The 22,120-nt window shown below is 67.9% G+C and carries 28 protein-coding genes and 3 pseudogenes; 15 read left to right on the plus strand and 16 right to left on the minus strand.

Translation table 11 applies throughout. The features are described 5' to 3' along the window. Nucleotides 1-141 precede the first annotated feature (141 nt). Nucleotides 142-234, minus strand: a pseudogene (locus ACYVDK_RS11950) (tyrosine-type recombinase/integrase); the annotation flags it as partial. 68 nt (nt 235-302) lie between these two features. Between ACYVDK_RS11950 and ACYVDK_RS11955 the strand changes: the two are divergent. The 3 genes from ACYVDK_RS11955 to ACYVDK_RS11965 are packed head-to-tail and all read left to right on the plus strand — an operon-like array spanning nt 303 to nt 1,140. Beyond that, nucleotides 303-539: a ribbon-helix-helix protein gene (locus ACYVDK_RS11955; RefSeq protein WP_460521978.1), complete on the plus strand. Its 237-nt coding sequence runs from the start codon at nt 303-305 to the stop codon at nt 537-539. Then, complete coding sequence (locus ACYVDK_RS11960) at nt 536-880, plus strand: type II toxin-antitoxin system PemK/MazF family toxin (RefSeq protein ID WP_460521980.1); 345 nt, start codon at nt 536-538, stop codon at nt 878-880. The genes ACYVDK_RS11955 and ACYVDK_RS11960 overlap by 4 nt, the downstream gene beginning before the upstream one ends. A gap of 14 nt (nt 881-894) precedes the next feature. Beyond that, nucleotides 895-1,140, plus strand: coding sequence for a Txe/YoeB family addiction module toxin (locus ACYVDK_RS11965; RefSeq protein ID WP_460522115.1), 246 nt, complete (start codon nt 895-897; stop codon nt 1,138-1,140). A 58-nt stretch (nt 1,141-1,198) separates the two neighbouring features. Here ACYVDK_RS11965 and ACYVDK_RS11970 read toward each other — a convergent pair whose 3' ends face one another. From ACYVDK_RS11970 to ACYVDK_RS11985, 4 genes are all read right to left on the minus strand, one after another. After that, nucleotides 1,199-1,747 (minus strand): P-loop nucleotide/nucleoside kinase family protein, encoded by a 549-nt coding sequence (locus ACYVDK_RS11970; RefSeq protein WP_460521982.1) that lies wholly within the window; start codon nt 1,745-1,747, stop codon nt 1,199-1,201. A gap of 31 nt (nt 1,748-1,778) precedes the next feature. Continuing rightward, entirely contained in the window at nt 1,779-2,003 is a 225-nt protein-coding gene (locus ACYVDK_RS11975; RefSeq protein WP_460521984.1) for a hypothetical protein, read from the minus strand. 191 nt (nt 2,004-2,194) lie between these two features. After that, nucleotides 2,195-2,389, minus strand: a complete 195-nt coding sequence (locus tag ACYVDK_RS11980; RefSeq protein ID WP_460521986.1) for a helix-turn-helix transcriptional regulator — start codon at nt 2,387-2,389, stop codon at nt 2,195-2,197. Beyond that, on the minus strand, nt 2,389-2,805 hold the full coding sequence (locus ACYVDK_RS11985) for a hypothetical protein (RefSeq protein WP_460521988.1): 417 nt from the start codon (nt 2,803-2,805) through the stop codon (nt 2,389-2,391). The genes ACYVDK_RS11980 and ACYVDK_RS11985 overlap by 1 nt, the downstream gene beginning before the upstream one ends. Nucleotides 2,806-3,025: 220 nt before the next feature. On the opposite strand from ACYVDK_RS11985, the gene ACYVDK_RS11990 reads away from it, so the two are divergent. From ACYVDK_RS11990 to ACYVDK_RS12000, 3 genes are all read left to right on the plus strand, one after another. Beyond that, nucleotides 3,026-4,207, plus strand: a complete 1,182-nt coding sequence (locus ACYVDK_RS11990) for an NAD(P)/FAD-dependent oxidoreductase (RefSeq protein WP_460521990.1) — start codon at nt 3,026-3,028, stop codon at nt 4,205-4,207. After that, nucleotides 4,204-5,166: a sigma-70 family RNA polymerase sigma factor family protein gene (sigJ, locus tag ACYVDK_RS11995; protein ID WP_460521992.1), complete on the plus strand. Its 963-nt coding sequence runs from the start codon at nt 4,204-4,206 to the stop codon at nt 5,164-5,166. Before ACYVDK_RS11990 ends, sigJ begins: the two co-directional genes overlap by 4 nt. A 105-nt stretch (nt 5,167-5,271) precedes the next feature. Beyond that, a complete protein-coding gene (locus ACYVDK_RS12000) occupies nt 5,272-5,463 on the plus strand; it encodes a Rieske (2Fe-2S) protein (RefSeq protein WP_460521994.1) in 192 nt (63 codons plus the stop codon). Between the two features lie 203 nt (nt 5,464-5,666). On the opposite strand, the gene ACYVDK_RS12005 is transcribed toward ACYVDK_RS12000, so the two are convergent. Then, complete coding sequence (locus ACYVDK_RS12005; RefSeq protein ID WP_460521996.1) at nt 5,667-6,062, minus strand: DUF488 domain-containing protein; 396 nt, start codon at nt 6,060-6,062, stop codon at nt 5,667-5,669. Between the two features lie 117 nt (nt 6,063-6,179). Between ACYVDK_RS12005 and ACYVDK_RS12010 the strand changes: the two genes are divergently transcribed. Genes ACYVDK_RS12010 through ACYVDK_RS12020 form a run of 3 tightly spaced genes read left to right on the plus strand, consistent with a single transcriptional unit; the run spans nt 6,180 to nt 7,403 of the window. Then, nucleotides 6,180-6,731, plus strand: coding sequence for a hypothetical protein (locus tag ACYVDK_RS12010; protein WP_460521997.1), 552 nt, complete (start codon nt 6,180-6,182; stop codon nt 6,729-6,731). Nucleotides 6,732-6,768: 37 nt separating this feature from the next. Beyond that, on the plus strand, nt 6,769-7,020 hold the full coding sequence (locus tag ACYVDK_RS12015; RefSeq protein ID WP_460521999.1) for a type II toxin-antitoxin system Phd/YefM family antitoxin: 252 nt from the start codon (nt 6,769-6,771) through the stop codon (nt 7,018-7,020). Further along, nucleotides 7,017-7,403 (plus strand): type II toxin-antitoxin system VapC family toxin, encoded by a 387-nt coding sequence (locus tag ACYVDK_RS12020; protein WP_460522001.1) that lies wholly within the window; start codon nt 7,017-7,019, stop codon nt 7,401-7,403. Before ACYVDK_RS12015 ends, ACYVDK_RS12020 begins: the two co-directional genes overlap by 4 nt. Before the next feature lie 95 nt (nt 7,404-7,498). On the opposite strand, the gene ACYVDK_RS12025 is transcribed toward ACYVDK_RS12020, so the two are convergent. The 5 genes and pseudogenes from ACYVDK_RS12025 to ACYVDK_RS12045 form a co-directional block, all read right to left on the minus strand. Further along, nucleotides 7,499-8,608, minus strand: coding sequence for a sulfate/molybdate ABC transporter ATP-binding protein (locus ACYVDK_RS12025; protein ID WP_460522003.1), 1,110 nt, complete (start codon nt 8,606-8,608; stop codon nt 7,499-7,501). Further along, nucleotides 8,605-9,393: a molybdate ABC transporter permease subunit gene (locus tag ACYVDK_RS12030; protein ID WP_460522005.1), complete on the minus strand. Its 789-nt coding sequence runs from the start codon at nt 9,391-9,393 to the stop codon at nt 8,605-8,607. The genes ACYVDK_RS12025 and ACYVDK_RS12030 overlap by 4 nt, the downstream gene beginning before the upstream one ends. Then, entirely contained in the window at nt 9,390-10,199 is an 810-nt protein-coding gene (modA, locus tag ACYVDK_RS12035; protein WP_460522007.1) for a type 2 periplasmic-binding domain-containing protein, read from the minus strand. Before modA ends, ACYVDK_RS12030 begins: the two co-directional genes overlap by 4 nt. A gap of 116 nt (nt 10,200-10,315) precedes the next feature. Beyond that, nucleotides 10,316-10,705 (minus strand): annotated as a pseudogene (locus ACYVDK_RS12040) (TOBE domain-containing protein); the annotation flags it as partial. A 146-nt stretch (nt 10,706-10,851) separates the two neighbouring features. After that, the gene (locus tag ACYVDK_RS12045; protein ID WP_460522009.1) at nt 10,852-12,231 is read right to left on the minus strand and encodes an HNH endonuclease signature motif containing protein; all 1,380 of its coding nucleotides are present in this window, start codon (nt 12,229-12,231) and stop codon (nt 10,852-10,854) included. A gap of 379 nt (nt 12,232-12,610) precedes the next feature. Between ACYVDK_RS12045 and ACYVDK_RS12050 the strand changes: the two genes are divergently transcribed. The 5 genes and pseudogenes from ACYVDK_RS12050 (at nt 12,611) to ACYVDK_RS12070 (ending at nt 16,778) form a co-directional block, all read left to right on the plus strand. Then, nucleotides 12,611-13,858: a ThiF family adenylyltransferase gene (locus ACYVDK_RS12050; protein ID WP_460522011.1), complete on the plus strand. Its 1,248-nt coding sequence runs from the start codon at nt 12,611-12,613 to the stop codon at nt 13,856-13,858. Beyond that, complete coding sequence (locus ACYVDK_RS12055) at nt 13,825-15,069, plus strand: molybdopterin molybdotransferase MoeA (protein WP_460522013.1); 1,245 nt, start codon at nt 13,825-13,827, stop codon at nt 15,067-15,069. Before ACYVDK_RS12050 ends, ACYVDK_RS12055 begins: the two co-directional genes overlap by 34 nt. Further along, nucleotides 15,066-15,584 (plus strand): annotated as a pseudogene (moaC, locus tag ACYVDK_RS12060) (cyclic pyranopterin monophosphate synthase MoaC); the annotation flags it as partial. The gene ACYVDK_RS12055 and the pseudogene moaC, both read left to right, overlap by 4 nt. Nucleotides 15,585-15,688: 104 nt before the next feature. After that, nucleotides 15,689-16,504 (plus strand): NTP transferase domain-containing protein, encoded by an 816-nt coding sequence (locus tag ACYVDK_RS12065; protein WP_460522015.1) that lies wholly within the window; start codon nt 15,689-15,691, stop codon nt 16,502-16,504. Nucleotides 16,505-16,541: 37 nt separating this feature from the next. Continuing rightward, a complete protein-coding gene (locus tag ACYVDK_RS12070) occupies nt 16,542-16,778 on the plus strand; it encodes a MoaD/ThiS family protein (protein ID WP_460522017.1) in 237 nt (78 codons plus the stop codon). Between the two features lie 39 nt (nt 16,779-16,817). On the opposite strand, the gene ACYVDK_RS12075 is transcribed toward ACYVDK_RS12070, so the two are convergent. Both ACYVDK_RS12075 and ACYVDK_RS12080 read right to left on the minus strand, forming a co-directional pair. After that, entirely contained in the window at nt 16,818-17,243 is a 426-nt protein-coding gene (locus ACYVDK_RS12075; RefSeq protein WP_460522019.1) for a molybdenum cofactor biosynthesis protein MoaE, read from the minus strand. Then, nucleotides 17,240-17,830 carry a MogA/MoaB family molybdenum cofactor biosynthesis protein gene (locus tag ACYVDK_RS12080; RefSeq protein ID WP_460522021.1) on the minus strand — a complete coding sequence of 197 codons (591 nt, stop codon included), beginning with the start codon at nt 17,828-17,830 and terminating at the stop codon, nt 17,240-17,242. Before ACYVDK_RS12080 ends, ACYVDK_RS12075 begins: the two co-directional genes overlap by 4 nt. Nucleotides 17,831-18,106: 276 nt before the next feature. On the opposite strand from ACYVDK_RS12080, the gene ACYVDK_RS12085 reads away from it, so the two are divergent. Beyond that, nucleotides 18,107-19,144 (plus strand): LacI family DNA-binding transcriptional regulator, encoded by a 1,038-nt coding sequence (locus ACYVDK_RS12085; RefSeq protein ID WP_460522023.1) that lies wholly within the window; start codon nt 18,107-18,109, stop codon nt 19,142-19,144. Between the two features lie 51 nt (nt 19,145-19,195). Here the strand turns inward: ACYVDK_RS12085 and ACYVDK_RS12090 are convergent, their stop codons facing one another. The 3 genes from ACYVDK_RS12090 to ACYVDK_RS12100 are packed head-to-tail and all read right to left on the minus strand — an operon-like array spanning nt 19,196 to nt 22,103. Continuing rightward, complete coding sequence (locus ACYVDK_RS12090) at nt 19,196-19,822, minus strand: SGNH/GDSL hydrolase family protein (RefSeq protein ID WP_460522025.1); 627 nt, start codon at nt 19,820-19,822, stop codon at nt 19,196-19,198. Then, nucleotides 19,819-20,799, minus strand: coding sequence for a glycoside hydrolase family 130 protein (locus ACYVDK_RS12095; protein WP_460522027.1), 981 nt, complete (start codon nt 20,797-20,799; stop codon nt 19,819-19,821). The genes ACYVDK_RS12090 and ACYVDK_RS12095 overlap by 4 nt, the downstream gene beginning before the upstream one ends. Next, on the minus strand, nt 20,796-22,103 hold the full coding sequence (locus tag ACYVDK_RS12100; protein WP_460522029.1) for an ABC transporter substrate-binding protein: 1,308 nt from the start codon (nt 22,101-22,103) through the stop codon (nt 20,796-20,798). The genes ACYVDK_RS12095 and ACYVDK_RS12100 overlap by 4 nt, the downstream gene beginning before the upstream one ends. Nucleotides 22,104-22,120 lie beyond the last annotated feature (17 nt).

Genomic DNA, 22,120 nt, shown 5'->3' on the forward strand with positions numbered 1-22,120 from the left:
TGCTCCGCGACGGCACCCTCTATGACCCTGGCCACGCCCTCGCCGCTTGACAACGACATAAGGACACACATCCGTGTGGGCAGCGTGCTCATTGAGCCCGGACGCAACGGAGTCGAGGTCATCGTCGAAGAGTTCACTCTAGGTGTCGAGGGTCATGGCAGCCGACGCGTGAGCGAGCACCCGCTGTATGGCCTTCACGTTCGCGCCGGCACTGATCGCGAGTGACGCAGCGGTGTCGGACGAGGCGGGATGGTTCGGACCGCTGTCCACCAGCACTCAAGAGGTGGCGGTATACTCAGAGTATGACCACCACGATCAAGGTGAGCGATGAGCTCCGCGACCGGCTGAAGGCACAGGCCGCGCACGACGGTCTCACGCTGGGCGCGCATCTGGCACGGCTCGCGGATGCGGAAGATCGTCGTAACCGACTGCAGTCGTTGAAGATGGCGATCGGTGACACCGGGACCGCGAACGCCGCGTCGCATGCGGCAGAGTCCGCCGAATGGGAACGCGCTGAACTGACCGACGCAACACGGTGACGGACCTCGAGCTCGCGCCGGGGGCCGTCGCGTGGGCATCCCTTGAGCCTGTTCGCGGCCGTGAACAGGGTGGCCACCGACCGGTGCTCGTGGTCGCCTCTTCTGGGTATCTTGAAGCGGTCACGACGCTTGTCATCATCCTGCCGATCACGACGGTCGATCGCGGCTGGCCGAACCACATTCGGGTTGAAGGGCCGAGCGGTCTCGATCGGCCGTCCTGGATCATGTCTGAGCAGCCCCGCACGCTCTCCCGTGACCGGATCACCGGGATCGCAGGCCAGGTCTCCGACGCCTGCCTTGTTGAGATCCGTACCTGGCTTGGAGACTTCCTCGACCTCTGAGACCAGGCTCTGCCATTCCGACGGCCTCGGTCAGCGCCCGTTCGGTCCGTTGGCAGACGGAGGATCGCAAGACGCTGAAGCGGATCAATCAACTCATCGCTGGCGTGCTGCGCGATCCGTTCGCCGGCATCGGCAAGCCCGAACCCCTCAAGCACATCCTGGCTGGCGCGTGGTCACGTCGCGTCGACGACGCTCATCGTCTCGTGTATTACGTCACCGACGAACGCATCGTCATCCTGCAAGCACGCGACCACTACTGACGTCGTCACCCACGGCCAGACGACCAGGCCGCAGAACCCGCAAGGGGTCGTCGACTCGTCATCGGCCGATCGAGTCGGCTTCCCGTTGGTGGATTGCGGCTTCAAGAGACAGAAGCGCGTCGTCGCCGCTGACGAACCGGATCGCTCGTGGACGAGACGCCAGAAATCCCTCGAAGTCGCGGACGACAGTTGCCATGTCGGCCGAAAGGCTCCCGTGCGTATCATCCTCCGCAAGCCGCTCCGAGCGCTCGAGGAAGCGGGCCTCCGCGGTGGGAGCATCGATGAACAGTGCCGTCTCGACGAAGATCGCGCCGTGGCCCGTGGCCGTGATCTCCAACCGGTCGATGAACTCGCGCCGGTGCAGATACTGCGGGACCACCGCATCCCGACCGCTCCGCAGCTGAGCTTCGATGCCCGCGACGGCGATGTCTCGGGCGGCGATCCCGGCTTGCGGCATGGCGTCCCGCCAGCCCCCGATCATGGAGCGAATCGCATCGATGTCGATGCACAGCGGCAGCTGCATCGCGTGCGATTCGGCCCAGCGCTGCGCCAGGGTCGTCTTGCCGCTCGCCGGCACACCGTTGATCAGAATCAGTCGCGATCTCACCCTGGCATGATCTCGCGACCTGCGTACGACGTCACTTCACGGACTTGATGAACCGGTTCACGATCGCTCCGATGATCGAGATGATCGCACCGCCGAAGAAGAGCGCAGGGCAGTTGTTCATTCCGCCTCGGGCTCGACCATCCGCCGCTGGGCGGCGATCGGCATTCCTGGGCTTGTCGCCCGACCTCCCGGACGACGCCGTCGCGGAGATGGCACGCGACTCGGATGCCCCGTGGTCGCGTCTCGAGGCGCTCAAGCGCTCACCTACCTCGACCGCGTGCGCCCTGCCGCGCCTTGGTTGTTGAGGACGCACTGTCGGGGAGGAGTACCTCGGGAACGCGGGGGCGCTGTCTGCGGCTCGTACTGGACGGTGAGTACAAGCCGGAGGCCGAGGTCTTCCAGCCTCCATCGCTCGGGGCGGCACTCGTGCGCTGAACTCGCCCGACGTCAGCCACCAGGCGTGAAGAGCTCCTCGATCCGCTTCCCGAAGAGCCGCGAGATGCGGAACGCCAGGGGGAGTGACGGATCGTACCTGCCTGTCTCGAGCGCGACGACGGTCTGGCGCGAGACATCCAGTCGCTCGGCCAGCGCCGCCTGCGTCCAGCCGCGGCTCTCACGCTCGGCACGGATGAGGTTCTCCATCAGGCTTTGGGTGCGCCGACCAGCAGGTTCGTGAACTCCCAGGAGATGAGTCCGACGATGGCGACGAACCATCCGCTGGTGGGAACGGCGATACCGGCCGAGCCGAGCGTGCCGAGGGTGACGGCGGTCACCATCGACAGCGTGAATCCGACCGCGAGTCCGGGGAAGAACAGCTTCACCTGGTACTCGTCCATCTGCCGGGCGCGGAGCACCATGACGATCACGATCCACACGATCGGCAGCAGCGGCAACAGGGCAAGGACCCACTGCATTGTGCCGCTTTCGCGACCCCACAGGGCGAGCGCGAGGTTCGCGAGCACGAGGCATCCGACCCCGATCCAGATGCGGATCCGGAAGGTGCGCCGGCGTCGCAGCTCGATCGAGGATTCTCCACCCGTGTCAAGGTCGCTTGTCATGCTCCGACAATACGGGGCCGCGCACACCGCGTGTCAAGCACGCTTTACATGCGGTCATCATCGCGACTCCCGGCGACGCGCTTCGGCGGCTCGTAAGCGAAGGCGTGGCCGCGAAGCGGCAAGGCTGAGCGGGTACGCCGAGATCGAAGGGATCGCGCCGACATTGCCTGCTGAGACGGGATTCTTGTCACACCGGGGCGCCCTGTCTCGTCGTATTGGCATGGACAAGCATCGAATCATCGTTCTGGGCGGCGGATACAGCGGGATCGTGGTCGCGGGTCAGCTCGCGCGGCGCATACGGCGTGGCGAGGCATCCGTCACCCTCGTCACGGGCAATGCCACGCGAGATGAACGGATGCGCTGGCACCAGCTGGCCTCGGGTCAGAAGTATCCGCTGCTGTCGATCGCCGGGGCGCTGAAGGGTTCGGGGGCGCAGCTCGAGGTCGCTCGCATCGAACGGCTCGACCTCGACGGGCGCAGTGTCGCCCTCGCAGGCGGCGGGAGGCTGCATTACGACTCCCTCGTGATCGCTCTCGGCAGTGTCATCGACTTCGGCGCAGTGCCCGGCGCACGTGAGAATGCGCACGGGCTGACGGATGTCGCCTCCATCGAGGCGGCGGCGCGCACGCTCGAGAAGCTTCCGGACGGCGCTCCCGTCGTCGTGGTCGGCGGCGGGCTGACGGGCATCGAGCTTTCGACGGAGATCGCGGAGTCGCATCCGCGGATCAAGGTCACGATCGCGGGCGCGCACGCTCCCGGCGATTGGCTGAGCCGCCCGGCACAGCGTCACCTCGAGGGCGTCTTCGACCGGCTGGGCATCGAACGGGTCGCCGGACGAGTGGCGAGCATCGGCACGGATGCCGTGAAACTGACCGACGGACGGGAACTGCCGTCTGCGCTCACGTTCTGGGCGGGCGGGTTCCGCGCGAACCCGCTGGTGGAGGCATCCGGGCTCGACGTCGACGAACGCGGGCGCGCGTACGTCGACGAGACGTTCAACTCGGTGTCACACCCCGATGTGTGGGTGGTCGGCGATGCCGCGCGCGTGCCTGGTCGCGACGGCCTGCCGCTGAAGATGGGCTGCCGAACCGGTGCGTTCATGGCGCTCACCGCCCCGCGCAAAGTCGTCGACGAACTCGCGGGCGGCACGGCGAAGCCGTTCGCCGGACGGTACTTCGCCGAGTGCATCAGTCTCGGCCGGCACGAGGCGCTGCTGCAGTGGCTCACACCGGAAGGGGTGGCGACCGACCGGATCGTCACAGGCCTCCCGGCGAGGTTCATCAAGGAGTACGTGCATCGCGGCAACCTCTTCGCGGCCCGCCATCCCGGACCGTACGTTCCGGGCCGACGCACGCATATCAGGGTTGCGGAAGGCGGTCGCCGGGAGAGGATCGAGGCATGACCGATGCCTCGGAGTCGCTCCGCCGCGTCGCCTTCGTGGCGGCGTACCGCATGCTCGGATCGGTGGTCGACGCCGAAGACATCGCGCAGTCGGCGATCGAGCGGATGCTTCGACTCGCCCCCGCTGAGCGGCCGGCGAACGCGGAGGCCTGGCTCACGACCGTCGCAACGCGTCTCGCCGTGGACCAGCTGCGTTCAGCGCGGGCCAGACGCGAGCACTACGTCGGCGACTGGCTGCCTGAGCCGATCGTCGGCGGGGTCCTCGACGAGCCGTCCGACACGTCGCAGCATGCCGAGCTTGCCGAGGAGCTGTCGTTCGCGTTCCTCGTGCTGCTCGAGACCTTGACGCCGAGCGAACGGGCCGCGTTCCTGCTGCACGACGTGCTCGACTACTCGTACGACGAGATCGCCACCGTGCTGGACCGGCCGTCCCAGGCGGCGGCACGCCAGCTCGTGTCGCGGGCACGCGCTCGGGTGTCCGGGCGCGTTCCCCGGTATCAGCCCTCAGCCGTGGAGCAGCACGAGCTCGTGTCGCGCTTCATCCGGGCTGTCGAGTCGGGCGCGGTCGACGAGTTCGTGGCGTTGCTCGCATCGGATGTCGTTGCGACCACGGACAGCGGCGGACGGGTTCCGCCTGGATTCGCCCTCTCCCGCCCCGTGCACGGTTTCGACGCGGTGGCGAAGGTGCTGGGATCTTTCGCACGGCGTGCGGTCTTCCCGGTGCACATGGAATCCTGCGCCATCAACGGAGGTCCCGGCGTCGTGATCATCGTGGACATCCCGATCGGCGGCGGAGTGCTGGGCGTCATGTCGCTCGACGTGCGGGAGGGGCGGATCGTCGCGATCAACGGCGTGGTCAACCCCGAGAAGCTGCGTCATCTCGTGCCGGTGATGGGTCCGCTGGCGGACTTCGACGCGGTGCGCGAAGCAGAGCGGGCCGGCCGCGCGACGAGGCGATAGTCGCGGGCCGCGGGCTGGGGTGCGCCATCCGCCCACGTGTCGTTCTGCGCCAGAACGGAAGGTTGGGCCGTGCGCCCGATCCGCCGTGCCGGTCGACGCTGACCGATGCTGACCGACCCACCCCTCGACCAGGGATCGCTCGTCGGCGGATGCGTGCAGTGCCCGTCGCACGGCAGCGAGTTCCGGCTCGACGACGGCGCGGTCGAGGGCGGGCCGGAATCCGTGCCCGAGCCGGTGTGGGACGTGCGCGTCGCCGACGGACGCGTTTCGGTGCGGTCTACCGTCATCGCCGGTTGAGCGACCACCGCGGGTTGAGCGACGACCGCCGGTTGAGCGACCACCGCGGGTTGCGCGACCACCGCCGGTTGAGCGACCACCGCGGGTTGCGCGACCACCGCCGGTTGAGCGACCACCGCGGGTCGCGCGACTACCGCCGGTTGAGCGACCACCGCGGGTTGAGCTTCTCGAAACCAGCCCCGGTACATCGGGTTTCGACAGGCTCAAGCCGCGGAAGTCAGCACCCGCTGCAGCACCGTCGCTTCGCTGATGTCGTCGCGCTTGGATGCCGTGAGCAGCGTCACCGCACCTTCTCCTGCGAACTTGCGGAGCGATTCGAGCGCCTCGGCATGCTCCAGGTCGTCGAGTTCGGCGCGGTACCGTTTCGCGAACTCGTCGAACTTTGCAGGATCATGCCCGTACCACTCGCGCAGCTGCGGCGACGGCGCGACGTCTTTGCACCACGCGAAGAGCTCCGCGCGCACCTTGCTCATACCGCGCGGCCACAGCCGGTCGACGAGTATCCGCTTGCCGTCGTCTGCCTCCGGCGGATCGTAGATGCGGCGGACGCGAACGGTCGAACCGGCATCCGGCGAAGGTTTCTGGTCTGCACTGGCCACATCGCCACGATACGTCGCGATCTGTTCTTCCCCTCCACAAGCGTCACGGACGGCCTCATTCGCACAGCCGGGTGGCCCACGCCGGTGCGTGTCGTAGAGGCGCCCTACCGTCGATGCATGATCATCGACAGCGGTTGGGACTTGCTTTTCCTGACGAAGCGCCGGCTCTGGAAGCGTACCGAGCAATCGCCTCTCGTCGTCGTCGCGATGACGGGTGATCTCGAGCTCTACTTGGTAAAAACCGTCGCGAAGAACTACTCCGGCCGCCTCGACGACCATCATGACTCGATCTTCCGGGCGATCGACAAAGACTTCGTGCGGTACTTCGCCGTGGCGCATCGGTCGGCGGAAGCTCGGCACGATCTGATCGACTTCAACCAGGCGAAACGGCTAGAACAAGCAGCGAAAAAGGTCGGCCTTCATCTGATCGGCGAGTTGCACGTCGATCACGAGTACTGGTGCTCGACAGGGCCGATATCCACCTTCAAGACGTACTTCGAGGATGATCTTCCCAAGATCATTTCTCGGAGGCCGCGCCGGTTCGCGAAGACCAGATTGGCCGGTGGCTCCGAGAGAGACGCTCCCGACGATTCCGTCTACCAGCGCTTCACTTATGAACTCGACGGATGTCACGCCGCTTCGCTGTCCGATGGTGCATTGCATGTCTAGACTTAGTCCACTTGACCTAGTCCAGTGGGAGCCGCGCATGCGCACAATGAACATCCATGACGCGAAGACACACTTCTCGCGCCTGGTGGACGCGGCGATCCAAGGCGAGACCATCGTGATAGCGAAGGCTGGTCGACCCGTTGCGAAGCTCACGCGACTTGAGACATCGGCCGCACAGCCCCCACGGCTGGGTTGGTACAAGAACATGCCTGACGTGCCGGACGACTTCGATGAATGGATGTCCGATGAAATTGCGGCGCTGTTCCTCGGCACGGAAACGCGTGAATGAAGTACTTGCTCGACACTCATCTGCTGATCTGGGCATCAGGCGATGAATCGCGACTCGGCCGGAAAGCGCGGGAACTGCTCGAGGACCCGGACAACACCCTGATCTTCAGCGCAGCATCCATCTGGGAGATATCCATCAAGACCGGCCTCGGTCGCCCATCGTTTCGGCTTCCGTCAGCCGTCTTCCGCAGGGGCCTGATCGAGGCAGGCTATGTCGAGCTCGACATCACCAGTGCACACGCGGTGGCGGTGGGTGAGTTGCCCGCGATCCACAGCGATCCGTTCGATCGGATGCTGGTGGCGCAAGCGCGGTCCGAGGGTTACACACTCCTCACATCTGACAAGAGGGTCGCCGAGTACGGCTCGCCTGCTGTGCTGGTCTGAGTTCACGCGAGGGTGGCGACGGAGACCGACCACTCCGCCGTCGACACGGACGAGATTCTCGAGGCCGAGGAAGAACCGGAGAGCTGAGCCCTCCGTCAGTGCGCTTCTCCCGCGGGAGTGCGAGCCGGAGCGGGAGCGGGCACCACGCGGAGCGCCGTCGGGGTGACCTGCACGGGGTCGCCGGGCTCGGGCATCTTTCCGTCCGACGACGCCAGAGCCTCCGCGAGAGAGAGCTCCGCGACGAGCCCCACCGTGGTCTCGAGGCGAAGCGTGCCGGCATGGGCGGACACCAGGCGGATGCTGGTGTGTACGGCGCGGGCAGCCCCGGGTTGGAGTGGCGTCGTGACGACGACGTCGCGGGGTGCGACGATGCCGAAGGCCGCCGCGCCATCGAGGAGCGGTGCGTCGGGGGAGCCGCCCAGCGCGGTGCCGGCCACGTGAAGCGAACCGTCTCGCCAGGTTCCGGGTACGACGCAGAAGCCGGCGAGCCGGGCGGCGAACGGATGTCGCGGCGCGGTCGCGAGGTCGTGCGGGGATCCGCTGTCGACGATGCGCCCGTGATCGAGCACCAGGCAGGACTCCGCCCACGGCCAGGCGTCCGAGAGCTCGTGTGTCACCAGAACGCTCGTGGTACCGGTGCGCTCAAGCTCCTCGGAGAGCAGCCGGCGCACCGCGGGTGCGCTTTCGGCGTCGAGCGCGGAGAACGGCTCGTCGAGCAGGATGACCCGCGGATCGGCGGAGAACGCGCGCGCCACCGCCACGCGTTGCTGCTGACCACCGGAGAGCTCGTGGGGGCGGGCGTCCGCTCGATGCGCGAGACCGATGCGCTCCAGCCAGCGCTGGGCAGTGCGTCGCGCGTCTGATCGTGTCGCGCCCTGAGCGCGAGGCCCGAAGGCGATGTTCTGGGCGAGGGTCAGGTGCGGAAACAACCGCGGCTTCTGCTCCAGAAGCGTGATGCGTCGGTGCTCAGGGCGCTCACGAAGTCGTCCGGCCTGCTCGAGCAGACGATCATCCAACCGCACCTCGCCACGGCGCAGCGGAAGGAGGCCCGCGAGCGCACCGAGCAGGGTCGACTTTCCGGCGCCGTTCGGACCGAAGATGGCCAGGCACCCGCCCGCAGGAATCTCGAACCGCACGTCGACGTCGAAGCCGCCGCGCGAAGCGCCCACGTCGGCGAACAAGGATGCGCCGTGCAGCTCGGTCATCGCACGGCGTCCTCACGCCACGCGCGCAGCCCGCCCACGATCACTGCGGCGCTCACGAGCAGCAGCAGCGAGAGCGCCACGGCGGAGTCTTGCGTGATGCCCACGCCGTTGAACGCGGTGTAGATCGCGAGCGGCATGGTCTGTGTCACACCCGGCGCGTTGCCGGCGAAGAGGGCAGTCGCCCCGAATTCGCCGAGTGCGCGGGCGAAGCACAGTGCGGTGCCGGCGGCGATGCCGGGCGCGACGAGCGGAATCGTCACAGTGCCGAGCACCCGCCAGCGGCCGGCGCCGAGCGTCGAGGCGATCTGCTCGTGTCCGATGCCTGAGGTGCGCAGTGTGCCCTCGACGGTGATGACGAGGAATGGCAGGGCGACGAACGCCTGGGCGACGACGACTGCCGCGCTCGTGTACGGAAGGCTGAAACCGCTGAACTCGAAGATCGGCTTGCCGAGCAGCCCGACGCGGCCGAGCAGCGACAGGAGGGCGAGTCCGCCGACCATCGGCGGCAGCACGAGCGGGATGAGCACGATGGTGCGCAGCACACTGGCGATGCGTGTGGCGGAGCGGGCGATCACGACAGCAAGCGGAAGGCCGAGCACGAGGCACACGATCGTGGCGCAGGAGGCCGTCCACAACGACAGCCACAGAGCGGTGAGCGAGGCGGGGGCGAACAAGTCGCTCCACAGAGTCGCCCAATGGGCGCGCGTCACCAAACCCACTACGGGGAGCACGAGGAACGCCAGGGCGACCAGCGCGGCGACGTAGAGACCGCGCGGCAGTCTCATGGCTTTCCGAAGCCGAACTTCGCAAGGATGCGCTGCCCGGCACTCGAGAGCACGAACGACACGAACGCGTGAGCGGCCCTCGATGACGGCGCATTGTCGGCGACGGCGATCGGGTAGCTGTTCACGACCTTGTCTGCGCCGGCGGGTGTGACGCCGTCGAGTTTGCCGTCGGATGCCGCGATGTCAGTCGCGTACACGAGCCCGGCATCCGCCTCGTCGTTCTCCACCCGGGTCACGACGCTGGTGACGTTGGTCTCCTGGCTCGCCGGAGTGAGGTGCACGCCTGCGTTCTCGAGCAGGGTCTGCGAGGCCGTTCCGCACGGCACCTGGGGTGCGCAGATCACGACCTTCAGCCCGGGCCTGGTGAGGTCGGACAAGTCGTGGATGCCCTTCGGATCGCCCGGCGCGACAGCGATCCGCAACGTGTTCGTCGCGAAGGTCGTGCCCTTGCCCGCCAGCCCGGCCTGCGTGACGGGCACGAGCGACTTCTGATCGGCGAAGGCGATCACGTCGACATCCGCACCGTTGACGATCTGCGTGGCGAGCGCCTGCGAGCCGTCGTAGCGGATCGGCGCGACCGAATACTCCGGATTCGCCTTCTGAAAGCTCTTCGCCAGCGCGTCGAACGAGCCCTGCAGCGACGCCGCGGCGAAGACGATCAGCGGCTTGCTCGCGGTGGCCTTGGCCGCCGCGCCGCTCGAGGCGGTGGCGGCGGAACCCGGGGATGCCGAGCATCCGGTCAGGAGAAGGGCAACGGCGGCAAGGGCTGCCGCGGCCGCGGTCGTCGCGCGTCGTGGCACCCTCATCGTCGGCCGCCCTTCGTGCCCGTGGCCGTGCGCGCCCTTGGTGCGCCCGCGCGTTCCTTCGTGTCAGTACCTCGTGTCTTCGGTTCGGCGCCTCGTGTCTTCGGTTCGGCAGCCGGCGGCGTCTCGACGATCACCATGGTCGCCTTCACGACGGCCGTGGCGAGCGAGCCGACCTCGAGGCCGAGCTCACGAACAGCCTCCGTGGACATCAAGGAGACGACGCGGTGGGGGCCGCACTGCAGCTCCACCTCCGACATGACGGTGTCACTCGTCACACCCGTGACCAGACCCACGAAGCGGTTGCGTGCACTCGAGCCGCGCTCCAGCGGATCGCCGGGGCCGTTCGCGGATGCCGTCAGCCGCCGCGCGAGATCCGCACCCTCGACGACGGCCCGGCCGACGGCATCCGTGCCGGAGGTCAGCTCGCCGGCGTCGATCCACCGTCGCACCGTGTCGTCGCTCACCCCGAGCAGCGGAGCTGCTTCACTGATCCGAAAACGCGTCATGATTTCGATGATAGTTCCGCATGTGCGCAGAAAGCAGTGGACTGCGCCCGCAGTTGCGTCCCGGGTGCAGATCGCTTGCCGTGACGGCGAATCCGCCGCCGCTCGCCCGTGACCCGAGGCGGTGGCTCGGCCATGCCTCGCGGCGTTTAGAAGGGTGGTGGGTCGGTGTCGTAGCCGGTGGGGGTGCGGACGCGGATGCCGCCGCCTGGTTTGGGATCCAGGCGGATCCTGGTGATCGTTTTCAACCGGTGCAGCCTGGGTTTCAAGGGCACCAGGTTTGTCACGTTCGTGGGGCCACCGTGCTGTCGTTCGATCACGTGGTCGACTTCGGCTCCGGTGACGATCCCGGCCGGGAGGTACGGTGCGGCGTCTTCGTCCAGCCCGAACCGCAACGTCAGCCACGTCTTCTGGTCCGGGGTGGGACGGTACCGGGTGGTGTCCAGGTTCAACACTGCAGGCCGGACCGGATTCGCCAGCACCTTCCGGAACGCGGGTGCGTCCCGCAACGCCGCCGCTGCCATCTTCGGCGGGATCGGCCCGTAGCCGAGGAGTTCGGCGAACCAGCCCGCCTCATCCACCAGCACGAACGGCTGCACACCCGCCGTGCCCGTGGCGCTGCCGTCACCTTTCAGCCACCGCACCGCCAGGTCGGCGCGGAGCTGATCCAGGGTTCTGGTCTCACCGGGCAGGGTGCGCAACCGGCGGGCTTCGGCGGTCAGGGCGACTTCGATCCGGGCGAGGTCCATCACCGGGGCGTAGATGTTCAACCAGGCCATCGCATCCGCGTCCGGTTCCAACACCACACGCCGCTTCGTCCTGGCCTCCTCGTGGCGTTCCTGCAACGTGTCCGCACACAACCGCTCCCGCAACAGCCGGCACCGACGTGCGAACACCCCAGGGTTCACACACTCCACGATCGCTGCCATCCGCCGGTCGTAGGCCTCAAAAGCGACCTCGTCTGGCAGCCCGGTGCAGGATTCCACCGCGGCACGCACATGCTGCGCACTGATCCGGCCCGAGACGAACAGATCCTTCAACCCCGGCAACGACGACGAGAGCACTTCGGCCTGCCACGCCATCGACCGGATGACGTTCTCACTCAGATGCAACCGCTGCGCAAGATCGAACGCCACCGACCGGATGGCGAAGTCCACCTCATCCGCCCGAGGATCCTTCTCACACGCACCCACCGGAACATAGATGCTCGGATCCTGCCGGGCATACTCGAACGCCCGCCCCACCGCGAACAGTTGCCGCGCCGCCTCCAGGTTCACCATCGTCTGCGATGCGACCGCATCATCCAACGCCGAACGCATCAACGCCTCACCCGACACCACCCGCGCCGACGACACGAACCCGCCAGCCGGCGACGGCTCAGCATCGGCGTTCTCGTCCAGCCATGCCAGCTCGGCGCCCTCGTCGAACAACGACGCGTCGGCCGACTCAGCCCAGAACGGAGGGTCGGCCGGAACCGCCGCAAAGCCGGCATCACCTGCCGGCATCGGTGCGAGCTCCTTGTCGTTCATGCTCTTGAAGCTAGGCCGTACCACCGACATTCCCGGGTCACGGAAATGCGGCCTGACCAGGCCTGTTGATAACCACACCGGCCCATCATCTGGGGAGGACAAGACACGACACAAGGCGGGTCGAGACGCGTCGTGAGAAGACCGCGAATGGCATCCGCTGCACAGATCGGCAATCGCTGCTGAAAGTTCGTGTGGCGGATGCGGATCCCGAGCGTGCCCAGCGTGCCCAGCGACGGAGCGTGCCGAGCGTGCCGAGCGTGCCCAGCGACGGAGCGTGCTCGGCCAGAACCGGAGCAGGCATCCCGCGCAGCGCAACGACCGGCGTCACAGAGAGGGCGGGCGCCGTTCGTCAGTCCTCCCGAACGGCTACCGTTGAGACATGGTTCTGCCACCGCTCGTGCGGCCCGTCGAGGTGCTCGCCCCCGACGAGCGTGTGCGCGCGGCACGGCAGCTGCGGCTGCTCGAAATCGGTGACGTCGGGCAGCGCCGCTTGGCTGCGGCGAAGGTCGCGGTGATCGGCGCAGGCGGCCTCGGCTCACCCGTACTCCTCTACTTGGCGTCGGCAGGCGTCGGAACGCTCGGCATCATCGACGACGACGTCGTGGATGCCACGAACCTGCAGCGCCAGATCGCGTTCGGCACGGCCGACGTCGGCCGCCCGAAAGCGACCGTCGCAGCCGAGCGCGTGCGCGACCTGTCACCGCACACGGCGGTGCGCGAGGTTCGCGAGCACCTGGATGCCGCCAATGCGGAACGGCTCATCGACGGTTACGACGTCGTCGTCGACGGCAGCGACACGTTCGAGACGCGCTACGCCGTCGCGGATGCCTGCGCGGCGCTCGGCATCCCGCTGGTCTGGGGTTCGGTGCTGCGATTCGATGCGCAGGCGACCGTGTTCTGGTCGCGTCCGCCGAACGATCTCCCTGCGACGGCCGCGACGGCCGCGCGCACGGCCGGCGCGGCCAACCGGTCCGTGAATCTCCGGGACGTGTTCCCCGAGCCGCCCGCGCCGGAGGACGCGCCCTCCTGCGCCGACGCCGGCGTGCTCGGCGCTCTTTGCGGGCAGTTGGGCGGCATCCTCTCCGCGGAAGCAGTGAAGCTGATCTGCGGAATCGGCCGCATCCTGCTCGGCCGCATGCTCGTGATCGATGCGCTCGCGGGTACCACGCGCGAGGTGCCGCTGGTGCCCGCATCACGTGGCGCGGAGATCGCCGGTGAGGAGTCCCTGCAGGCGGGGGTTCTGCACGCGCCGTTCCCGGATCGCCGGCGGCCGGACGCCGTGCGCCGGATCAGTGTGGACGAGCTGAGCGCTTACGAGTTCAGAGCAGACGAGCCCAGAGCAGACGAGCCCAGCTCGCTGAGCGATGCCACCCTCCTCGACGTGCGCGAGCCGGACGAGTTCGCCGCTGGGAGCATCCCAGGTGCCCGGTCGGTGCCGCTCGGACGCCTGGCGACGGATGCTTCGCCGCTCGCGCTCGACCATCCAGTCGTGCTGTTCTGCCAGACCGGGCCTCGTGCCCGCATCGCCGCGCGCATGCTGTTGGCGAAGCATCCGGATGCCGACATCCGCATCCTCGACGGCGGATACGACGCGTGGATGCGAGTGCACCAGCGGGCGCACTCGTGATCACCATCGAGGAGCACCGGGCACGAGTGCTCGCGGCGGCGCATCCCTTGCCGACCGAACGCACACCGCTTGCCCGCGCGCTCGGCCTCGTGCTGGCCGAGCCGGTGCACACGCGCTGGCCGGTTCCGCTGTTCGACAACTCCGCCATGGACGGTTACGCCGTGCGCCGAGCGGATGCCTCGCCCGGCGCCAGGCTGCGCGTGGTCGCCGACGTTCCTGCAGGCTCCGAATTCGACCCGCCGCTGCGTGCGGGTGAGGCGGCACGCATCATGACCGGCGCGCCGGTTCCCACGGATGCGGATGCGATCGTGCCGCTCGAGCACACCGACCTCGGTACGGCGATCACCGCCAGCGCTCCCGAATGGGTGGTCGTGACGACGCAGCCTTCGCCCGGCGCGCACATTCGGCACATCGGAGGGGATTCCCCCGCCGGTGCGGTGTCGGTGCCCGCCGGTGCGGAGTTGGGCCCGTGGCAGCTGTCGTCGATCGCCTCCGCCGGGCACGATCACCTGGTCGCGTACCGGACGCCGCGGGTCGCCGTGATCTCCACGGGCTCCGAGCTCGTGCCGCCGGCGCAGGCCCCGCGCCGCGGGCAGATCCCCGAGTCGAACTCCGTACTCCTTTCTTCTGCACTTCGCGCCGCGGGGGCCGAACTGGTCGGCGTGTACAGCGTTGCGGACGACGAATCGGAGTTGCGCGGCGTGCTCGACGACCTTCGGCGCGACGCCCGCCCCGATGTCGTCGTGCTGTCGGGCGGGGCCAGTGTCGGTGCGTTCGACGTGGTGAAGGCGGTGCTCGACGGCGTCGGCTCGATCGTGTTCGAGCCCGTTGCGATGCAGCCGGGCAAACCGCAGGGCTTCGGAGCAACGGATGACGGCACCCTCGTCTTCTGCCTGCCAGGGAACCCGGTCAGCGTCGCGGTCTCGTTCGAGATGTTCGTGCGACCCGCGCTGCGCGCGATGGGCGGGCACTCGGTCGTCGATCGTGCGCTGGTGACGCGCACGGCCGGCACATCGTGGACCTGCCCGCCCGCGCGCACCCAGGTGCTGCCCGTCGTGTACGACGAGCAGACGGTGCGTCCGGCATCCGCGGGGGGCAGTGGATCGCACCTGGTGACCTCGCTCGCCGCAGCAGAGGCACTCGCCGTCGTGCCCGCACACGTCGAGGCCGTCGAAGAAGGAGACCCCGTGACCGTGATGGTGCTGACATGACCGATTCTGCAGCGACGGACGTGGTCGGCGACAGTTCCTCAGGCAGCACTCGGCAGCCGTTCACCCACCTGGACGCCACTGGCGCAGCCCGCATGGTCGACGTCACAGAGAAGCAGCCGACGGTGCGCAGTGCGACGGCGTCCGGATTCGTGCGCTGCTCCGAGGCGATCGTCGCTGCGCTTCGGGATGGCTCGACGCCGAAAGGCGACGTGCTCGCTGTCGCACGCATCGCGGGCATCCAGGGCGCCAAGCGCACATCGGAGCTTCTCCCGCTCGCGCACGTGATCGGTGTGCACGGCGCCGCCGTCGACCTCGAGATCGTGCACGACGGAGTGCGCATCGGAGCGACGGTACGGACTGCGGACCGCACCGGAGTCGAGATGGAGGCGCTCACCGCCGTCTCGGTGGCCGCGCTCGCCGTCGTCGACATGGTGAAGGGCCTGGACAAGTCGGTGTCGATCGAGCACATCCGGCTCGAGCGGAAGACCGGCGGCAAGAGCGGCGACTGGCTGCGGGGAGCGTCGACGCCTGAAGATGCGGTGCTCGGAGACTCGATGAGTCCAGACGCGACGGGCGCAGACTCGACGCGGGGAGACACCGTGTCGGGAGCTGCCTCGCGGTGAACGCCGCAGCGATCATCCTCGCGGGCGGCCGCGCCGCCAGGCTCGGCGGCGCCGACAAGGCCACTGTCGAGGTGGACGGCCGCGCGCTGCTCGACCACGTGCTCGACGCGGTCGAAGGATGCTCGCCCGTCATCGTGGTCGGACCGACTGCTCTCGCGCGCGGCGGCGTCACCGTCGTGCGCGAGCATCCTCCGTTCGGCGGCCCGGTCGCCGCGCTCGCCGCCGCACTTCACGCCCTTCCTGAACCGCCTCCCGCAGAGACCTGGCTGCTCGCGTGCGATCTTCCGCGGGCGGACACCATCGTCGCGATCCTGCGGTCGGAGCCGCTCACCGATGCTGACGGCGTGATCCTCGCTGACGCCGATGGCCGTGAGCAGTGGCTCGCCGGGCGATACCGCACGCAGTCGTTGCGCACGGCGATCGCGGCACTTCCCGAGCCGGCCGGGGCATCCGTTCGGCTCATGCTCTCCGGGCGCCGCGTGCGCGTCGTTCCGGACCGTGTCGGCGCCTCGGTCGACCTTGATACCTGGCCGGCCATCGAGCACTATCGAAGAATGAGCGATTCTCCGGCAGACCTCGATGCGTGGGTGACGGAACTGGCCGAAGCTCTCGGCCTCGATCCGTCGCTGGTGCCGACCGGGCAGCTGCTCGACCTCACGCGCGACGCTGCGCACGGCGTGATGCGTCCCGCCGGTCCGCTGACGACATACCTCGTCGGCCTGGCCGTGGCCGGCGGCATGACCATGGACGACGCGGCTGCCGCCACCCGCGCCGCGATCGAGCGCCACAGCGCCGACGCGGCAGACTCATGAGTCCGAGTCATGAGGGCAGAGTCATGAGGGCCGAGTCATGAGAGTCCGATTCTTCGCAGGCGCCGCGGAGGCGGCCGGACTCGACGAGCAGCACCTGGACGAACAGCTGACACTCGGTCAATTGCGCGCGGTGCTCAGCGCCGAGCACGGTGCCGAGTTCGCACGGGTCCTGGAGCGTTGCGCCATTCGCGTCGACGGCGCACGACTCGCCGATGACGAGCCCGTGCCGGCCGAGGGCACTGTCGACGTGCTCCCGCCGTTCGCAGGCGGCTGAGCACTAGCGACGCTGGCTGCGCCCTCGACGGCCTGCGGGTCAGAGCGTGCGGCCGAGGCCCACCCAGGTCGACGACCCGTCGGCTTCGACCTGCTTCTTCCAGACCGGCAGCTCGGCCTTGACGCGTTCCACCAGCTCGCGGCTGATCTCGAACGCCTGAGCGCGATGCGCGCTCGAGACGGCGCAGACGATGGCGACGTCGCCGACCTCGAGCGTCCCGACGCGATGGCTGACCGAGATGCGCACGCCATCGCCGTCGAGCTCCTCCGCGAGGTGTTCGAGTACGGCGTCGGCATCCGGATGCGCCGTGTACTCCAGTCGCACGACCTCGCCCGTCGCGCCCGGGTCGTGGTCGCGCACGGTTCCGACGAACAGCGCTGTGGCGCCGGCGTCAGTCGCGGCGACCTCGGCGAGCTGCCGGTCGACGCTCAGCGGTTCATCCGAGAGCCGTGCGCGCACGATCACGGGCGCTCACCGTCTCTCGGTTCGCCGGTGGCATGGTCGCCGGTGGCATGGTCGCCGCCGCTCAGCTGCTGAACGACGTGATCGGCGACGGCGAGCACGACGGGAACGCCATCGCGCACCGCGCCGGGCGATCCGGCGAGGTTGACGATCAGGGCACCGTCGCGCACCCCGGCCACGCCTCGCGACAGCATCGCGGTGGGCAGCCCGGCCGAGCCCACGCGTCGAATCTCTTCCGTGATGCCCGGCAGCAGGCGATCCAGCAGCGGAGTCGTCGCTTCGGGGGTCACGTCGCGGGGTGTGAGGCCGGTTCCACCGGTGGTGACGACCAACTGCGCGCCGTCGGCGATGACCGTACGGATGCTCCCTGCAATGGCGTCGATCTCGTCGGGCACGACCCGCACCCCGGCGTGCCAGCCGGCGTCGGCCAGCAGTGCCGCGGCCAGCGGGCCGGACTCGTCGGCCCTCGTGCCGGCCGCTGCACGGTCCGACACCGTGATCACGGCGGCGCGACCGCGGTGCTCGAGGCCGGCATGCCTGTGCGCCATTTCGTGCTCGTGTGCCGCGGCGTGCTCATGGGCCGTGCTCATGCCGGCATCCGCTTCGATCGCATATCGACAGTGTAGGGAGAGCGCACCGGGAGCCTCGCAAGTCCGCGGTCGTTGATCGGGGAACGCAGAAGCGGTCGACCTCGCCGACGCCGTGCTGCTCTAGAGGCTCAGTCCGCGTACAGCGGGATTCGGGCCAGGCCGGTAGCGCGTGCGTCGACTTCGAGGAGGAGCCGCGACCCGTGGAATCGAGCCCCGATCCGCCGCCGGACCGCGTCGAGCAGGTGTCGATGACATCGTTGGCATTAGGATCGAGCGATGGCCGAGACGACAGGACAGGGAGGCGCTGCGCCGCGGCGACGTCCACGTCTGCAAGACATCGCAAAAGCGACTGGCGTGAGCATCAAGACGGTGTCCCGTGCGCTCAATGGGGAGGGGCCGGTGCGCGAACGGACCCGTGAACGCATCCTCGCAGAGGCCGACAGGCTCGGCTTTCGGCGTAATGACATCGCGGCCGGCCTTCGGAGCAAGGGTCGCAGCATGACGACAATCGGCGTCACACTAGGCGACTTCACCAACCCGTTCTTCGCGCCCATGCTCCGTGGCATCCACTCGGTGGCGGAGGGCCGAGGCCATCTGGTGCTCTCGGCCGACGCGCAGAACGACCCTGATCTCGAGCAGCGGGCGATCAAGCGGTTGTTCGCGCACAGGGTGGCAGGCCTGGTCATCGCACCGATCGGTCAAGACCTGGGATACCTCGAAGAGGAGGCGTCGTTCGGGTCCGCGATCGTGTTCGTCGATTCCCCGCCGCCGGGTCTCGACGGCCTCATGGATTCTGTCACCACGACCAACGCCGAGACCACCGCGGAAGGGGTCGCGATGTTGATCGCGCGAGGTCATCGCCGCATCGGCTATCTCGGCCATCCCCGCGCGGGCAGCGGTGCACTGGAACGCTGGAAGGGCTACGAAGAGGCGCATAAGATCGCCGGCCTGCCGATCGATCCATCGCTGGTCTTTCCGGGCCTCGTGACAGAGGAGGACGGAACCCGCGCGACGAACCGGCTGCTCACGCTGCCTGAACCGGCGACAGCCGCCTTCACCGATAACAATCGTCTCTGCACGGGACTGCTGCTCTCTCCGGAGTTCCTCCGGCATCCGGTCGATGTGCTCAGCTTCGACGACTTTCCGCTGGCCCCCCGCTTCGGCGTGAGCGTCATCGACAGCGATCCGTACGAGGTGGGACGCACCGGTGCTGAGCTGTTGTTCGCGCGCCTCGATGACCGCACGAGAAGCCCACAGCGAGCGGTGGTGCCTGCGACTCTGCGCATCCGCGAGCCCGTCCGGAGCAGCGCGTGACTGTGCGATGGGCAAGGGCGCGGCGGGCGACTCGCCGTCCTTGCCCATGATTCAATCGACGAGGTCGAGCCAGGCCCGCGCCAACGCGGCATGGCCGGCGGGGGTCGGGTGTACGCCGTCGAACGCCCAATACTCCGGTCCGGTCGACGCGGCCAGTTGCGCGAACATACCATCTGCTGCCAGCAACAGGGCACCGTGGGACGTCGCCAGCTCGCGCACCGCCTGGATCTTCGGGTCGAGGTCGGCGCGCTGCCTGCGCTGCAGCTCGTTCACCGGAAGCAGGAACGGTTCGATGAGGATGAGCCGGGTGTTCGTCTCGATGAGGGGAGCCAGAAGCCGTTCGTATCCCTCGCGGTAGTCGTCGACGGTGATGACGTATCCCGCCGGGTCGTAGTCGTGCCACCCCACATCGTTGATCCCGATCAAGAGCGAGACGACGTCGGGATGCTCATCGACGACATCGGTCTGCCACCGCGGCTCAAGATCCATCACCTTGTTGCCGGAGATCCCGGAATTGAGCCAGCGCACCCGCCGGTCGGAGTGCCGCAGCGCCCACTCTCCGGCGACCCGCAACGGATATCCGTATCCCAGCGGCTCGTCTGCGCCGAACCGATGGCAGTCCGTGATCGAGTCGCCGGCGAACATCACCGTCTGTCCGCTCTCCAGCCTGATGCTCATCTGGTTGCTGCTCCTGTCATCGTGAGGCTGTCTGCTTCCGTCGTGCTCGTCGGGGTGAACGTCGCCACACCGATCGAGCTGTCGCCTTGGCCGTAGTAGGCGAACCACGTGCCTCGAAAGAAAGCCAGCCCCTCAACGAACGTCACGTCGTCTACCAATCCGTGAAGTTCTTCCTGCGACCGTGGTTTCAACCACGGCTCGGACAGCACGGCCGCAATGCGATCGGGATGATGTGGATCGATGAGCAGCTGACCGCATGCGTAGCCGACGCGGCCGTCGGCATCCTCGGCCGCGCCGTTGTGCAGCAGCAGCACGTGACCAGAGCGGGTGCGAACCGGCTGGGGACCCGTCTCGACGAGTTCCGCGTAGAACGATCCCGGCAGGGGGCGCAGCACCGGTTCCGGATCGGGCGTCCAGTGCAGAAGATCGTCCGACACCGCCAGGTGGATGTTGCCCTCGCCGAACCACATCAGCCATCGCCCGTCGATCCGCTCGGGAAGGATCACCCCGGCCTTGCTCCAGTCAGTGCCCGGCGTCTGCCGAATGCCGCGGAACGTATTGATGCCGGGCACGATCGGACCATGCTTCGTCCAGGTGCGAAGGTCATCCGAGGTGGCCAGGCAGAGTCGAGCGCACTCCCTGTCCCAGCCGGTGTAAGTCAGGTAGAAGACGCCGTCAATCACCGACAGTCGGGGGTCTTCGCATCCATACCGCTCCCACTCGTGCTCGGGCACCATCACGGGTTCCGGCTCGGTGGTGAACCGGAACCCGTCTTCGCTGAAGGCGAGCCCCAGGGATGACACGATGTCGTCGGCGTGCGCGCGATACAAGAGCGCGACGCGGTCCCCGACCACGACGGCCGCGGGGTTGTAGACACTGGCGGACTCCCAGTGGTGTCTGCCCGGTCGGAGCACCGGTGAGTGCTCCGACCGGGCGAACGGCCCGAATGGGAAGCCGACGGGCGGGGCGGAACTCACTTCGTGATCAGCCCCTTGATGCCCGAGACGGTGGCGTTGATGCCGGAGCCGAGACCAGTCTTGCCTTCCAGGGCGGGGTTCCACGAGGTCGTGACGATGCCGCCGGCTTTCGTCGCCCACTGGTCGAGGAACGAGGTGATGAACTTGTGCTTCGTACCGAGTTCGTACTTCGCCGTGGCGGCGATGCTTGCCGACGCCGAGTCACCGGCTGCTGCGAGGTTCTCGTAGTACCCCTTCGAACCGGGCTGGTAGGCGATCGGTGCGACCGGAACGGTCTTCATCGTGTCGTTGAACCCGTTGACCTCCATGTACGAGATCGTCTTCCACGTCTCATCCGGGTTCTTCAGCGTGGCGGGGGAGCACACCCCGTTGGTCTCGATCGGCTGCACCGACTCCTTCGTGCCGACCGGCCACGGTGCGAAGCCGTAGTCGAACTTCGGGTGATTGGAAGCGATCATCTCCTGGAGCCATTGACCCCCGAACATCAGCGGGATGCCTCCATTGGAGAACGCCGCCGTGGCGTTCGAGCCGTCGTAGTCCGGATTGGTCAGCTCGCCCGCAGCAATCGCGTCGGTGAATCGTTTGGCACCGGCGCGGAACGTGGCATCCGCCTGCACCTTCGTCGCGTGCACGAAGGAGTCGACGAACGGCTCTCCGCCGTTGGCGACCGAGTAGGCGGACACGCCCTGCGGGCTGTCCAGGAGCGGCCAGGCGGCAACGAGCGGAGTCGTTCCGGAGTCCGCGGCCTTCAGCTTCCCGATGTCGTTGAACAGGTCGTTCCACGTCCAGCCGATCTTCGGCGCGGGCAGACCCGCCGCCGTGAAGGTGGAGGCGTTGTAGAAGAATCCGTAGGTGTTGGCCAGAGTCGGGATGCCGGTGACCTTGCCGTCCTTGGACTTCCAGAGGGCAAGAGAGCCGGGCGCGAACTCGGATGCCTTCAGCCCCGTTCCCGAGTCGAGGTGCGACGACCAGTCGTAGAGCAGGCCCTCGGCAGCGAGGTTCTGCGCCTGAGCCGTCGTGCACCAGAAGTAGCTCGGGGCCTTCTTCGCGAGGATCAGGCTCGCGAGCTTCTGCGCGTAGTCGGCGTTCGGGGCGGCCTCACGCGTGACATGGATGCCCGAGGACTTCTCGAACTTCGCCATCGACTTGTCGAGGGCGGCGTTCGTGGCGTTGGTCTCCCAGGTCATGTAGGTCACCGTGCCGGAGCCGTGGGCCGATCCGGATCCTGACGTGCTGCAACCGGCCAGTGCGAGGCCGACGATCGCGGCGGCCGCTGTGGCGGCAGCCCATCGTGTGCGGTGCATGATTCTCCTTCGAATTC

It is taken from the genome of Humibacter antri, assembly GCF_054777235.1.